Below are 14,298 nucleotides of genomic sequence, written 5' to 3'. Positions count from 1 at the left end.
TGACTTGAGGCGCGCGACGACTACAACAAAGGTATCTACGCCGAGAAGGTGCAAAGCGGTATGACGGCCAAAGCGACCGTGTGGTTGCCTGCGCATCATTCGGTCGCTTCGATTTCCACTTCTACTTCGTCGGCCTCGATCTCGGCCTCGGTATGAGCCTGCAGTTCGGCGATCGCCGCACGCAGCGGTTCGTAGATCGTGATTTCGCCTCCCAAGATTTCAAAGGTCACGGCGAGCACATAGCGCGCAGTCGAGTCCGGGTCGTGGCTCCAGCCTTGATGGCCGACCACAGCAATGCAGAAGTGGTCGGGCAAGCTGTTCGAACTAACGACAGCCCAGTCCTTCTGCACCGTCCCGCTGTTGCGCTTGAAGTCCCTAATTAGGCCGTCCTGCGGTTTGTCGTGCAGCACCCAGGGCAGCGTCGAGCCAGGCAGGGGTGCCTCGCCGTTTTTCGCGTCCTTCATGGCACGCACCCGGAAGTCGTGCAGCCCCTCGCCAAGCTTGCTGGCCTTCCAATCGACCCATGTCGAGAGATAGCGGCGCAGATTGCGCCTCGTGCGCCGCGGCTGCGCGACGTAGGACAGCGTCACATCGATGCGGATGTCGAATTCGTCGGCCTGCTGGCGCAACTCGGCCGGAATTGGCACCTGATAAATGTTGCATTCACCAGCGTGAATCTCGGTGTCGCTGCTCGTGATGAGCGTCGTTCGATGATCAGTGTTCGTGGTAGCCCGCGCTTCGTCCGGTATGCCAAAGCCTAGGCATCGGAAGGCGCTTGATACTGCGGCGAACAAGGCCTGCTTTTCCGCCTGGGGCATGTTTGGCGGTGGATTGCGCAGACGCGACAAGAGGTCTTCAGCCCAAACCGGCCATTGTGCCGATTGCACGACGAGGGCGCGATACAGCAGCGCAGGCTCCGCGGGCAATACGCGCTGGATCTGTGCAGCAATGCGCGCCACCTTGGGCGTAGCGTAGGACGTACCAGCGGCGTCGCGGTCCGCTGCAGGCCCGGGCCCGTGCAGCGTTGACCGGACGAGGTTGGGACAAGCCGTGGGAATGCGGCCGCCGGCCTGGATGTCTGGCGGTGCGTTGTTCGTCCGAACGGCGTCGCCGCCGTACTCGACAACTTCGGGCTTGATGACGTTCCAGATGCCTGGACCAGACCGCGAAAACGCCGAAGGGCCTGCGGGCTGCGTGGCGAAAGTCCGCCATGCGCCCAGTTCAGCAGCGTCGTAGGCGATTGATCCGACGGTCAGAGCCTGCAGGCTCTGACCGGGATTGGCAATGCGGGCCGCATTTTCTTCGAGATACCCGGGATAGTTCCGGCCTGCACTCAGGTGATCGGCGATCCCCAGAAAGGGAGACGTGCCCTGCAGCGGCAGATTGCCGGCGCTTTGCACGATGAGAATGTCTCGCTCGTTGCACAACTGGTCAATCTCTGCGGCCCAGGAAGACATATAGCGCGTGCGGCAGTAGCCACGCGCATTGATCGAGTGGTTGAAGATTCGGGGCCGGCGCGGGCCGTCGTTGAAGCGCTCTACGGCCTTGCGCAGCGCCTCCGGAGGGAACAACTCGACGGGCATCGCGTTCTGTGCGTCCAGCACGCGGGCGTTTTGAATCCAGAACGGCAACTGAGGCGCACCTTCGGCTGGCACGTCCTCGCCGTACAGCACCGCGCCCGCGATGCGTGTGCCATGTCCGCCCGGCGCGACCTCATCCGCGACGGCCGTCGGGGCTTCGCCCGGCAGAAAGCAATGGGAAGTGGCCTGGTCGATACCGGGCTGAAGCAGGACGTGAGCTTCTTGAATGCCGCTGTCGATGACGCAGACGGTGGGCGCGTCCGCATCGGGTGCAATCGGCGTCACTGCCGGTGCCGCTTGTTCGCCCTGCTGACCTTGGTCCTGGGGAAGAGCGATGTCTTCTGGCTCGATGACCTCGAAGATGTAGGGGTAGTTGAGAACGAAGTCCTTGAGCCCCTTCCCCGAGATCTTCAGCCGGACCGTGAAGCTGTCAGGGAGAACGCCTGCATCGAAGTCGGCGCTGTCGGTAAGATGCAGAATTTCTGCTTGGTAGAACTCGGTGAACTTCTGGATGGAAGTCTCGCGTTCGATCTTGATGTCGTCCCACTCGTTATAGGCGCTGGTACGCTTTTCCGACCACTCGAACTCTTTGGCCGCCCATTGCGCGTCCGTCGCGCGCTTGCCGCGGGTGGGGCGAGGCGGAATCTCTTGGGTGCCGGCGCAGGCGATGCCGATATCGACAATGTAGAGCTGGTCGTCGTTGATATTGCCCCATGACGCCATGAGATGTTCGGAGAGGATGCGGCCCAGCCGGTCCGTTTGGTCGGGATCGTCGAACAGCGTGTGGACCTCGGCGATGGTCGCCGAGCCGTGTACTGTGACGGCGAAGCCTTGGACCATGGCCCGGAACGCAGCAAGCTGAATGTCTTCAGACGCCACGATCACATAGCCCTCTTCTTGCTCCGCAACGATCTCAAATTCAAACTTGGCCCGCAGGACGTCGAGATCGAGGCCGGTGTCAATCTGAAGTAGGATGGGAATGCCTGCTGGGATGTCCGGCAGGGTCTGCCCGGCTGCCTGGCGTTGTGCCTTACGCGCCTCCCAATTCGCGCTTAGCGCCTGAGCCGCCGTGTCGAGCGCAACGCTGTGCGCCTGGCGCTGCACGCCTTTGTTGGCTAGTGTTTGTGGCGAAGGGTCGCCCCCCCCGCGCAGGCGCGCCCTACCTTGATAGCGAAGGAGCAGCGGGAGGTGTTCAAAGTTGTGTGCTCCCGGCATGGATTACGCCCTCTGCGCCGCGTCGTGCCGTTGTAGTTCTTCAACGGCCCTCAGGAGCTTGTCTTGCGACAAGGATTTACGGCCGGCCAGCACGGCGGCCTTCGCGGCGTCCTGCGCCGCCTTCACGACCATCGCGGCCGATGAACCTTCGAGCTTGGCGACCAACGGCTCCCAAGCGATGGAGGCGTCCAGCAACACACTGGATAACGTCAGCTTCAGGAGTTTTTCAATCTCGGCTGCGCCTGGCAACGGGATGGAGAATACATCGTCGAAACGCCTGAAAAGCGCAGGGTCCAAAGCTGACTCCAGATTAGTTGTCGCCACGAGCAAGCCAGGTGCGTCGTACTCCTCCATCAATTGCAACAGCGAGTTAACGATGCGTGAAACCTCGCCGATGTCCTTGGAGGCCGTGCGCGACCGTGCGATGAAGTCGCATTCGTCGAGCAGCAGCACGCATGGCTTCTCTCGGGCACTGCTGAAAATCGATCGCAGGTTCTGAGCCGACTCTCCGAAGAACGAAGAGATCAGAACGTCGAAGCGCACCTTCATCAGCGGCAAGCCCGTGTTCCAAGCGAGCCGCTTGGCCCCCAAGGATTTGCCGCACCCCGGAGGGCCGTAGAGCAATACGGTCTTACGAGGCCTGAGCCCATAGGTGCGAAGCCGATCGCGAGCAGCGTACTCCGCCTCAATGCGCGCGAAGCGTTGCTCGACCACTTCAGGCAGCACCATGTGATGTTCAAGCTGATCGTGTGGTATCAGTGTGGCCAGAGTCTCGCCATGGCGTCGGCTTAACGGAAGCTCTTTTAGCGTGCGGTCAATGTCGGGCGTCGACAGAGACGCGGCAGGCCGCTTGGGCCTAGGCTGCTTCAGGATAGCGTCAAGCTGTTCGGCAAGCCGGACGTGCCCGGTTTTGCGCTCCGCTTCGACGATCTTGCCGGCCAGCCGGTCTAGGTCCGTTTGCGAACCATCGGCGATGGCTCGCACCACTCTCTTCAGAATATCGGCGTTCATGTAATTTCACCCTTTCTTGCGGGCCGTCGGACAAGTGCTAACACATCAACAGGAGGGACTCGATGGCTACAGGCCGGATTGTACGTTTGCGCCCTGACCGGGTGTTGCCGGAGCACTGCCGTTACGCGATGACCTCCAGCCCGCGCTTCTGAACCAGATGCAGCAACTTGAGTGCTGTGCCCGCTGGCTTCTTTTGACCGATCTCCCACTTCTGAACTGTCGATAGACTTGTGTTGAGCAGGCGCGCGAAAACTGCTTGGCTGACATGCGCGCCTTCACGGATGCGCTTGATTTCGGCCGGCTCCAGGGGCTCTATCGGTGGCACCCAGAGCGGATCGAATTCGCGTAGCGTGATCTGATCGGGTGCACCTGCCTTGTGCAGGCCTTTGGCCGTTTCACGCGCAGCTTCGATAACGGGCGACCTTGTCTTGTGCATTGAGACCTCGCTTTATCCCCTTATCGGTACGCAGCCAAATAAAATTTGGTATTTTTTAATTATAGCACTCAGTGCTACTGGACAGAAAGCTCAGTTCCCAATGACCACACGATGCCAGATGCCCATCGCGTCGAGTTTCGTCAGTCCTTCGGTCATCTATCTCAGCATGGCGGGCAGGCGTTCGCGAAAAACGAGATCGGATGGAGCAATCGCGGTCATGCTCAAAAAAGGCGACGTGCAGTTAGGAGGTTCAACGCCTCTCTTAGCAGGGCCACGCTAGCGTTGGCATAATGCCAACCTGGCGAACGAATTCCCCATGAACCGCACACATGAACGCAGTCGAAATCGAAGTCGCCGTCTCCGAGCTGGCCGACGCCCCCTTTGACGTCACCGAATTCCCCTTCGCCTTCCTGGCAGCCTTCGGAAACAAGGACACCACGATCGCCCGCCTGCGTAAAGGCGACACGAACAAATCCGACCTGCCCGGTGGTGTACTGCAACGCAATAACATCCACCTAGCCGTGGCGAAGCCGGGTCACGTCGGCGCGACCTTGAGTGCCCTGCGCGCGAGTCCAGAAACCGCCAAGGGCAAGGTCAAGTTCGTCCTGGCCACCGACGGCGAGAGTTTGGAAGCCGAGGAAATCATTACGGGCGAAACGCTGGCCTGCGACTACCCGAAGTTCGCGAGCCACTTCGGCTTTTTTCTGCCGCTGGCCGGTATTTCGACGATCAAGGAAATCAAGGACAGCGCGATCGACATCCGTGCGACCGGCCGCCTGAACAAGCTCTACCTAGAACTGCTGCGCGAAAATCCGGAGTGGTCCAAGGAGGACCGCCGGCACGACATGAACCACTTCATGGCGCGGTTGATCTTCTGCTTCTTCGCCGAGGATACGGGCATCTTTGATGGTTCCGGTCTGTTCACGAGGACGGTCGACCAGATGAGCGAAACGACGTCGGCGAACACGCACGAGGTGATCCGCACCATATTCGAGGCAATGAACGTGCCGACCAAGGGCAACGCCCGCGTCGAAGCCAAGATCCCGGCGTGGGCCGACCGCTTCCCTTACGTCAACGGCGGCCTTTTCGGCGGAGGCATCGAGGTGCCCCGTTTCACGCGCATCGCCCGCACCTACCTGCTCCACGCCGGTCAACTCAAGTGGCACGAAATCAACCCAGACATCTTTGGCTCGATGATCCAGGCTGTCGCCGACGACGAGGAGCGTGGCGCCCTCGGCATGCACTACACCAGCGTGCCGAACATCCTCAAGGTGCTCAACCCGCTGTTCTTGGACGACCTGCGTGCCCAGCTGGAAGCGGCCGGCGACAATAGGGCCAAGCTACTGAACCTGCGTAAGCGCATGGCACGTATCCGGATGTTCGACCCAGCCTGCGGCTCGGGCAACTTCCTCGTCATCGCCTACAAGCAGATGCGTGAGATCGAGGCGGAAATAAACCGCCGCCGGGGCGAACCGCATCTGGGCAGCGAGATACCACTGACTAATTTCCGGGGCATCGAGCTGCGCGACTTCCCAGCAGAAATTGCACGACTGGCGCTCATCATTGCCGAGTTCCAGTGCGATGTTCTCTATCGCGGGCAAAAAGACGCGCTGGCGGAATTCCTGCCGCTGGATGCACAAAACTGGATCGTGTGCGGCAACGCGTTGCGGCTGGATTGGTTGAGCATCTGCCCGCTCTCGGGCACGGGCGTGAAGGTGGCTGCGGATGATTTGTTTGGCACACCGCTCAATCAGGCGGAAATCGACTTCGATAACGAGGGTGGCGAGACGTATATCGGCGGTAATCCGCCATACGTGGGAACAAAGTATCAGACGAAAGAGCAGAAGGACGATATAGCTGAGCTATTTAAGAACGAGGGCGTAAATTCTGGAAATTTGGATTACGTTGGCTGCTGGCTCCTAAAAGCAGCCCAGTATGTCAGCGGACTTGAGAAATGCGCCTTTTCATTTGTGACGACCTCCAGTCTATTTCAAGGTGAACAGGCTGAAATAGTTCTACACATTCTCTCTCGCCACTCACTAAAGATCTATTGGTGCCACGCCAGCTTCATGTGGTCGAACAATGCGGCCAATAATGCTGGTGTCACTTGCTGTATCGTCGGCTGTGCGCGCGATGGCGTTCGATCCGATCGGTACATATACGATGCTGAATCTCGGCGTAGTGTTGGGAACATTGGGCCTTACCTTGTTCCAATGCAGGATATTGTTGTTTCAAAACGCAAGACCCCGCTATCGACGCTTTCTGCCATGAACTACGGGAGCATGTCCAATGACAATGGTGAATTTACGTTCTCCGGCGAGGAATATCGGTCGAGTATTCGCATCAATCCGGACAACGAGCGCATTTTCCGAATAGCTGTAGGTGGTGCGGAATTCATCAGGGGAATTGTGCGAAGAAGCATGTACATTGATGAAGAGACCGAATTGTCCGACGCTCAACTGGCGGAATTTGGGGACGTCTTTCAGCGAGTCCGCGCTTACCGTGCTGCCAGCAACCGCGAAGCGACGCGTAAGCTAAGCGCCACCCCGATGTATTTCTCCGAGCGGAGGCACTTCAGGGCAAGAAAAATATTTGTGCCTCAAATACTCTCCGAGCGGCGAGAATATGTTACGGCGGGTTTGCTAGGCGAAGATGATCTCGTGATAGCGCCACATATGCAAATAGTTGGCGGGCTTGAGCACGAGCTGGCGATTATTAGTAGTAGATTGCATCATGTGTGGATTTCCACAGTATGTGGAAGGCTGAAAACGGATATTCGCTATTCAAACTTACTTGGCTGGAACACCTTTCCTATGCCGCTACTTACCGAGCAGAATAAGGTTGATCTGACCACCTGCGCCGAGGACATCCTGCTCGCCCGCGAAGCGCACTATCCGGCCACAATCGCAGACCTGTACGATCCGGACAATATGCCGGAGGATCTGCGTCGTGCCCACGAGCGCAACGACGAAGTGCTGGAGCGCATCTATATTGGCCGCCGGTTCCGCAACGACACCGAGCGCCTTGAAAAGTTGTTCGATCTGTATACGAAGATGACGGCGGCCGAAGTGAAGCCAGCCAAGAAAACGACCATGCGAGCACGGAAGGCCGCGCTATGAGCACCCCGGATACCACCCCCACGAACAACTACACTCTGCCCGCCGTCTCCATCAAAACGGCACGTACCGGTGTTTCGAGCAAATCCGATGCATTGGGAATGCGCCCGATGCAAGCACGGGCGTACGCCAAGCGCGGCGAGCAGTACCTGTTGATCAAATCGCCGCCGGCGTCCGGCAAGTCCCGTGCACTGATGTTCATCGCGCTCGACAAGCTGCACAACCAGAACATCAAACAGGCGCTGATCGTGGTGCCCGAGCGTTCGATCGGCGGAAGCTTTGCCGACGAGCCGCTGACCGAGTATGGGTTCTGGGCCGATTGGGTAGTCAAACCACAATGGAACCTGTGCAATGCGCCGGGGGCCGATGACGTCAAGGTCGCACACTCCAAGGTCAAGGCCGTGGGCGAGTTCCTGGCAAGCGACGATAAGGTCCTGGTTTGCACGCACGCCACCTTCCGTTTCGCTGTTCAGGACTTGGGTATCGCAGCCTTCGACGACCGCCTGATCGCGGTCGACGAGTTCCACCACATCAGCAGCAACAAGGAAAGCAACATCCTAGGTAGCCAGGTGGCCGACCTGATCGCGCACGACAACGCGCACTTGGTTGCAATGACCGGCTCCTACTTCCGTGGTGACGCGGAAGCGGTACTGTCGCCCGACGACGAAGCGCGGTTCGAGACGGTCACCTACACCTACTACGAGCAGCTCAACGGCTACGAGTATCTGAAGTCCCTGGAAATTGGCTATTTCTTCTACACCGGCCGTTATCTGGACGCGATCATGAAGGTGCTCGACCCGTCGCTCAAAACGATCGTGCACATCCCGAATGTCAATTCGCGCGAGAGCCTGAAAGACAAGCACAAGGAAGTAGAGGAGATCATGGCCAACCTCGGCCACTGGGAAGGCACCGACCCAGTGACCGGCTTCCACCGGATCAAACGGCCCGATGAGCGCATCATCAAGGTGGCGGACTTGGTGGACGACGGCGATCAGCGTTCGACCGTCCTGTCGGCGTTGAAGGACCCCGCTCAGAAGAACAACCGCGATCACGTCGACGTCATCATCGCGCTGGGAATGGCCAAGGAAGGTTTCGACTGGATCTGGTGCGAGCACGCTCTGACAGTTGGGTACCGGAACAGCTTGACGGAAATCGTGCAGATCATCGGCCGCGCCACCCGCGATGCGCCGGGCAAGGAAACTGCCCGCTTCACGAATCTGATTGCCGAACCCGACGCGTCCGAAGATATGGTCGCCGACGCCATCAACGATACGTTGAAGGCGATCGCCGCGAGCCTGTTGATGGAACAGGTATTGACGCCCCGCTTCGAGTTCACGCCCAAGAACAAGGGCAAGATCGATGGCTTCGACTACGGCCCCGACGGCTACCAGGAAGGCCAGCTCAACATCGGCGTGAACCCCGAAGACGGACGCGTACACGTCGAAATCAAGGGCCTGGTCGAACCCAGATCGGAAGAAGCGGCCCGCATCTGCAAGGAAGACATCAATGAGGTGCTGGCGGCCTTCGTCCAGGACCGCAAAACCTTGGAGCGTGGCCTGTTCGACAATGAAGGCACCATTCCCGAGGAGCTGACAATCATGCAGATGGGCAAGATCGTCCGCGAGCGCTATCCGCACCTCGAAGAGGACGACCAGGAGGCCGTCCGCCAATACGCGGTCGCCGCCTTGGCGTTCACCCAGCAGGCCAAGCAGGTCGAGCTGCCGGAAGGCGGCGAAGGCGGCGACGATACGCCGCGTGCCAACCTGGCGCTGATCCAAGGTATCAAGCAAATCGCCATGAACGTGCGCGACCTCGACATCGACCTGATCGACCGGATCAACCCATTTGACGCGGCCTATGCGATCCTGGCCAAGGCCATGGACGAGAAGACGCTGCGCCAGGTGCAGTCGGTCATCGCGGCCCGGAAGGTCAACATCCCAATCGAGGAAGCCCGTGAGCTTGCGAAGCGCGCGCTAGTCTTCAAGCAGGAGCGCGGCCGCCTGCCCGACATCAATTCGCCCGATCCATGGGAGAAGCGCATGGCCGAAGGCATTGCGGCACTCGCCAGTTTCAAGAAAGCCGAAATGAAGAAGGAAGCCAACGGCCGTGAGTAAGAAAGCCAAACCTGCATCGACCGACCTGTCGGACGACGACCTGCTCGAACAGTTGGGCGTCGAAGTCGAACTCGCAGTTGAGGGTGGCCGCACCGCACAGGAAGAACGGGTCATCGCCGGCTTCGAGGAAATCCAGCGCTTCGTCGAGCAGTGCGGTCACCCGCCGCGTCACGGCGAGGGTCTGGACATCTTCGAGCGCCTCTACGCCGTCCGCCTGGATCGCCTGCGTCTTGTTCCCGAAGCTCGGTCACTGCTGGTCGGTCTTGATACGCAGGGCTTGCTGGTTCAACCGGCAGGCGCGGTCTATGTCGATCCGGACAAGCTGGGCGACGACGACTTGCTCGCCGAACTCGGCATCGACGCCAACGAAGCACCGGCCGAGGACGACATCACGGTGCTCCGGCACGTAAAGTCCCGCGCCGAAAAGGCCGTTGCCGAGGACGTCGCCAACCGCACACCGTGCGAGGACTTCGACCGATACAAGCCGCTGTTCGACGAGGCCAAGGACGGGTTGAGGAACGGCAGCTGGGAGTCTCTGCCATTCGCCCGAGACTCCGAAATCAAGCTGGAAAACATTCAGCAGGGCAACTTCTTCATCATAAACGGGCAGATCGCCTACATCGCCCAGAAGGGCGATGAAATCAAGACGTCAGTAGCCGACCGCCAAGACGCGCGGTTGCGCGTTATCTACGACAACGCGACCGAAAACGATCTGCTAATGCGTTCGTTCCAAAAGGCGCTCTACCGCGACGACGCGCCACGCCGCCTGCGTAAGATCGAGGTCGGTTCGCTGTTCAGCGGCGAGTGGGAAGACCGCGATGCGCAGAGCGGCACGATCTACGTTCTGCGCAGCCTGTCCGACGAGCCGCTCATCGCCCAGCACCGTCAGGTCATTCACAAGATTGGCGTGACCGGCGGTAAGGTCGAGACCCGCATCGCCGACGCCGAGAACGACCCGACCTACCTATGTGCCCCAGTTGAGGTCGTGGCCACGTACAAGCTCGCCGGCGTGAATCGAGCGAAGGTCGAAGGCCTGCTCCACAAGATTTTTGCCAACGCCCAGTTCGATATGGCCCTGCCGCCGCGGTACGGCAAGCCGGTGCATCCGCAGGAATGGTTTCTGGTGCCACTGTCCGTCATCGACGAAGCGGTACGCGGCATCCTCGACGGCACGATCGTCGGCAAGGTGTACGACCGCGCGACCGGCAACCTAGTCGCGCGGTAAGGTCGATGCACCGTATGAACGCTCAAGCCAGCTCGACACGCGCCGCAGGCTCGAACACAGTCTTCGAATAGTCAATCAAAGATTACACAACAGAGAGTCAGCGATGAAGGTCATGCTGCGCAAGGAAGCCGACAGATACATATACGGGGTTGGGGCGTTGCTCGCTTTGCCGATCGTCAGCGTCTTTTCGTACAGCGTCGAGCTTCCTGACATGATGGCCTATTTCGCCGCAGCCACTGCCATTTTGGCAGCCTTGATCATGGGCCGTCCGGTCTTTCCGATTGAAATGCCAACAGGTCCTGATGCGAAGACTGTACTGGCAATTATCGTCGATCAGCAGACAAATTTCAGGATAGGCGCAAAGCTTCTGGTGCTTGCTGGGTTGGCTTTGTTACCGGTGCTGATAAAAAATTGGATCACCTTCCGTTACTCCATGGTTGTCATGCAGACATTTGCGGGAGGGTGGGCCATCACGGCGGGTATACGTGCGTACATCGAGGACGGAAAATTTCCTTTTTTGCGCCCCCTCATTTGGGGGGCGCTTCTCTTGATGGTCATCGTCGTCAACTCGACGCTTATTTCGTGGTCTCCGCTTCTCGGGCCGACCTAATTTGTTCTCGTGATGCCGTCGACCGGGACCTGCGGCGTTAATAGGCGAGCTACTCAGCCCGGATCAATGCCTCGGCGGCGCAATGCCCTCGACGTGCTCAAGAAGAAATCGGAGGGCAGCCTCGCGGGCGAATCGTTCGTCCACGCAATAGTGCGGAACATGCACACTACCGACCTGTAAATCAAGTCAGTACGGGCCACGGCTGTACCGGGTCGGCCTGTGATTAGTCTGCCGACGCAATCGGACCTTGACCGTGGTGTCAGCAACCTCGGAATCAACAGAAAACTCCTCGACTGTTTCGAAATCGGGCAGCATTAGCCATCTCCTACGTATGGTGGGAAGGCGCAACAAGGCACCTTGACCAAAACTTGACCAAAGTAGGCAAAAATTGCCCTAAATAGGGCGAGAAGCGCAGCCGGTTGAAGGGCGGCTACCGATGCAAGTCATTGATTTGACTGCGCTTTAATTTCTACCTATTTGCAGGAAGCGGGACTCTTAATCCGTAGGTCGAGTGTTCGAGTCACTCACGCCCCACCAAAGACATCAAGCACTTAGCCCGGTCATTGCGACCGGGCTTTTTGCTTTTGGGCGTCATGTAATCACCGTGTAACCGGATTCGGTCAACGGAAAGACCGTCTGAATCGCGGACGATGCCGGTGAGTGCGCGTGGGCCTAAATCGCCGATGCCCCAAAACAGAAACGCGCAGAATGCCGCGACGACCATGCCAATGGCGGCGTCTTTAGTTTCCTGTTCCTTTTTCTGTTCGTCCGTCAGGCAACTTTTCAGGGGTTCCGTGTCGGCTCCTCGATTGAAGATATCCGTCTTGCGAAACAGTCTGCCGAATTTTCCCCGGACACGTCGAACACCCCGGACTCGCCCTTATTCAATAAGGACTCTGGCTGTCCAGGGTGCGTATCCCACGTCCACACATTCCTTCCATGTTGGGCAGACAGAAAAACGTCTTTACATCATTCCGTGCGAATCGCACTTGCACCGAATATGAGTACTTTCAGGCGAACGATCCATCGATAGACGATGTCACGACGCACTGCGTATTCGGTCGTTATCGATACCTCGGTAGGCATATCGCCATCCGCGCTGATCCAGATGCGCTCGCCATGCTTCAGGCGAAGTATGTCCCCGGGCTGCATCCAGTAATCGTAGGGCGACCCAACTCGGGTCAGCCAAATGCGCGATTCACATACTCTTACTTCCGAATCGGCACGTGCTCGCCATGTAATAGTCGTTCCGACCGGCACGGCCAGATGAATCGCTATTCGCGGAAGCCCAATCGGTTCGTACGACTTTCTTTTGGACAACTGGGGACTAACAAACTGCTGGCTTGCTTCATCCATTTTTATCTCCGTCAAATGAACCGGCTGACGGAGGTGCCACCAAAAGAAAAAGGCCCCATCCGTTTCCGGCGAGGCCTTGTGACTTGCGTTCTTGCGAATTTCTAACGCACACATGCCCCCAGTGACGCACCCGTATGGGCGTTCATTGGGTTATTAATCGCAATTGCGACAAAAGTGGACGTGTTCATGCGTTCAAGTGTCTACGGCATGGAACTGCATGTCAATAAAAATTTCTCGGGACTCGTTGGGCACATTGAACACTGCGATATCCGGCGATTCGCCCCGGTCCAGAATGCACAGAGTTCTTGTCACTTACACGTTCGCGAAAGCAGGCGACAACGCTTGAGGAACAACCAAATAGCACTTTTAAAGAGCTTCCTTTGCCCGGGAAAATGGCGACTCGGTATGGCATGGGCGGCACGCCACCATTGCCAATGGACGAAGCATGGCAAAACAATGTCACCCCGTTCAAGCAGGCTCAAATACGAGAGGCCTTCCGCAAGATGACGCGGCTCAAGGGCGGTCAAACGCGAACGGAATGTCCGTGGTTTCCTGGTCGGTGTCGATGACGTTCGCACGATACTGCTGGCTGAGTAAGCGCAAGCGAGTCCGGCCTGCCGCCACGTCGACCGGCGACCCACCGGGAGTCGAATCGCTGACACAGATGAGGAAGTTGTTCTGCGCCATCCAACTTGTCACGCTTGCGGGTACGCTGCCCGCATCTGACACGCCCGACTGCATGTCGAACAACACGTCCCATGCGCGGCTGGCTGCATCGCTGCCGCTGTAATACGAAATGCGCGGGTCCGCTGAGCCAGTATTCGCGTTGGCGAAGACAGCCGGAAACACGATCTGCGCCTGCCCGCTACGAAGGGCGGCAGCGTAAGTCCGCGGACCGCTGTCGAGCACCGTGCCGGGCACCATCATGAACATGAATTTGCCGCGCAGCGACTCCAGCGTAGGCCAGTTGGCGGCAAGCGCAGCATCTTCGGGGTTGGCATAGTGGCTCGTGCAGGCCGGTGGGTTGAAGCACATCAGGTCGGACGGCTTGAAAATCCACGAGGCGGGAATGCGCGCGCCGGCGCCGCCGCCCGAAATGTCGCTGATGAGATCGTCCAGGCTGGCCGCCGAGTTGAGCAGGCCCGCCTTGAATTCCATCTTGACGATCACGAGTTCGTGTTGCGGATGGCTGTCGTGCCAGGTGCGTAGGCTGTCGATGCACGAGCGCAGGTCCTGATTGCGGTCGGCGCCAGATTGACCGCTCTTCGGGCAATTATTGTTGTTGCCCAGCGGATCGCTGTGCGACACGTACCACTTGCCTGCCGCAGCCCATACGTCGAGTTCGATGACCTGTACCTTGTCCAGTGCATCGAAGATGTACTCGAAATCGCTTTTCTTGTCGTAGGTATTGTGTGACCCGGCCAGCGTCACGTTGTTGAGCTTGCTGGTCGACGTGTATTCGATATCCAGCGCGTAGGCGGGGCTTGCAAAGACAAGTCCACAGATAACGACGCAGCATGTGCTACGCAGGCGGTTCAGCCATTCAAGAAAGCTCATCCGGGTTCTCCGTCTGTGAAGTCGCTGCGTGGGATACGTGATGGCGTCCCGGACCTTCAGGTCCGGGCCTTGCTTCAT

General features: G+C 58.7%; 9 protein-coding genes. 4 read left to right on the top strand and 5 right to left on the bottom strand.

The features are described from left to right. Positions 1–95: 95 nt before the first annotated feature. The 3 genes from L0U81_RS00130 to L0U81_RS00120 all read right to left on the bottom strand — a co-directional run bounded on the left by L0U81_RS00130 (position 96) and on the right by L0U81_RS00120 (position 4,242). A complete protein-coding gene (locus L0U81_RS00130; protein ID WP_233799590.1) occupies positions 96–2,795 on the bottom strand; it encodes a S8 family peptidase in 2,700 nt (899 codons plus the stop codon). 3 nt (positions 2,796–2,798) lie between these two features. Beyond that, positions 2,799–3,806 (bottom strand): AAA family ATPase, encoded by a 1,008-nt coding sequence (locus L0U81_RS00125; protein WP_233799589.1) that lies wholly within the window; start codon positions 3,804–3,806, stop codon positions 2,799–2,801. 121 nt (positions 3,807–3,927) lie between these two features. After that, positions 3,928–4,242: a helix-turn-helix domain-containing protein gene (locus L0U81_RS00120; protein ID WP_233799588.1), complete on the bottom strand. Its 315-nt coding sequence runs from the start codon at positions 4,240–4,242 to the stop codon at positions 3,928–3,930. 329 nt (positions 4,243–4,571) lie between these two features. Here L0U81_RS00120 and L0U81_RS00115 point away from each other — a divergent pair, with 329 nt between their 5' ends. From L0U81_RS00115 to L0U81_RS00100, 4 genes are all read left to right on the top strand, one after another. Beyond that, positions 4,572–7,361, top strand: coding sequence for a class I SAM-dependent DNA methyltransferase (locus L0U81_RS00115; RefSeq protein ID WP_233799587.1), 2,790 nt, complete (start codon positions 4,572–4,574; stop codon positions 7,359–7,361). Continuing rightward, positions 7,358–9,472 (top strand): DEAD/DEAH box helicase, encoded by a 2,115-nt coding sequence (locus L0U81_RS00110; protein WP_233799586.1) that lies wholly within the window; start codon positions 7,358–7,360, stop codon positions 9,470–9,472. Before L0U81_RS00115 ends, L0U81_RS00110 begins: the two co-directional genes overlap by 4 nt. Positions 9,473–9,497: 25 nt before the next feature. Beyond that, the gene (locus L0U81_RS00105; protein ID WP_267956863.1) at positions 9,498–10,697 is read left to right on the top strand and encodes a GIY-YIG nuclease family protein; all 1,200 of its coding nucleotides are present in this window, start codon (positions 9,498–9,500) and stop codon (positions 10,695–10,697) included. Between the two features lie 103 nt (positions 10,698–10,800). After that, on the top strand, positions 10,801–11,307 hold the full coding sequence (locus L0U81_RS00100; RefSeq protein WP_233799584.1) for a hypothetical protein: 507 nt from the start codon (positions 10,801–10,803) through the stop codon (positions 11,305–11,307). Positions 11,308–12,276: 969 nt separating this feature from the next. On the opposite strand, the gene L0U81_RS00095 is transcribed toward L0U81_RS00100, so the two are convergent. Beyond that, a complete protein-coding gene (locus L0U81_RS00095) occupies positions 12,277–12,663 on the bottom strand; it encodes a DUF2917 domain-containing protein (RefSeq protein WP_233799583.1) in 387 nt (128 codons plus the stop codon). 513 nt (positions 12,664–13,176) lie between these two features. Next, a complete protein-coding gene (locus L0U81_RS00090) occupies positions 13,177–14,298 on the bottom strand; it encodes a Ca2+-dependent phosphoinositide-specific phospholipase C (RefSeq protein WP_233799582.1) in 1,122 nt (373 codons plus the stop codon).

The organism is Paraburkholderia sp. HP33-1 (genome assembly GCF_021390595.1).
In the GTDB taxonomy this organism is placed as follows: Bacteria; Pseudomonadota; Gammaproteobacteria; order Burkholderiales; family Burkholderiaceae; genus Paraburkholderia.
The sequence above is the reverse complement of the archived record's forward strand: the minus strand, read 5'-3'. Positions and strand labels throughout refer to the sequence as shown.

Bases quoted from the DNA above. Each gene is read 5' to 3' on its own strand.
- L0U81_RS00130 (WP_233799590.1), bottom strand. From the start codon at position 2,795: ATGCCGGGAGCACACAACTTTGAACACCTCCCGCTGCTCCTTCGCTAT.
- L0U81_RS00125 (WP_233799589.1), bottom strand. From the start codon at position 3,806: ATGAACGCCGATATTCTGAAGAGAGTGGTGCGAGCCATCGCCGATGGT.
- L0U81_RS00120 (WP_233799588.1), bottom strand. From the start codon at position 4,242: ATGCACAAGACAAGGTCGCCCGTTATCGAAGCTGCGCGTGAAACGGCC.
- L0U81_RS00115 (WP_233799587.1), top strand. From the start codon at position 4,572: ATGAACGCAGTCGAAATCGAAGTCGCCGTCTCCGAGCTGGCCGACGCC.
- L0U81_RS00110 (WP_233799586.1), top strand. From the start codon at position 7,358: ATGAGCACCCCGGATACCACCCCCACGAACAACTACACTCTGCCCGCC.
- L0U81_RS00100 (WP_233799584.1), top strand. From the start codon at position 10,801: ATGAAGGTCATGCTGCGCAAGGAAGCCGACAGATACATATACGGGGTT.
- L0U81_RS00095 (WP_233799583.1), bottom strand. From the start codon at position 12,663: ATGGATGAAGCAAGCCAGCAGTTTGTTAGTCCCCAGTTGTCCAAAAGA.
- L0U81_RS00090 (WP_233799582.1), bottom strand. From the start codon at position 14,298: ATGAAGCAAGGCCCGGACCTGAAGGTCCGGGACGCCATCACGTATCCC.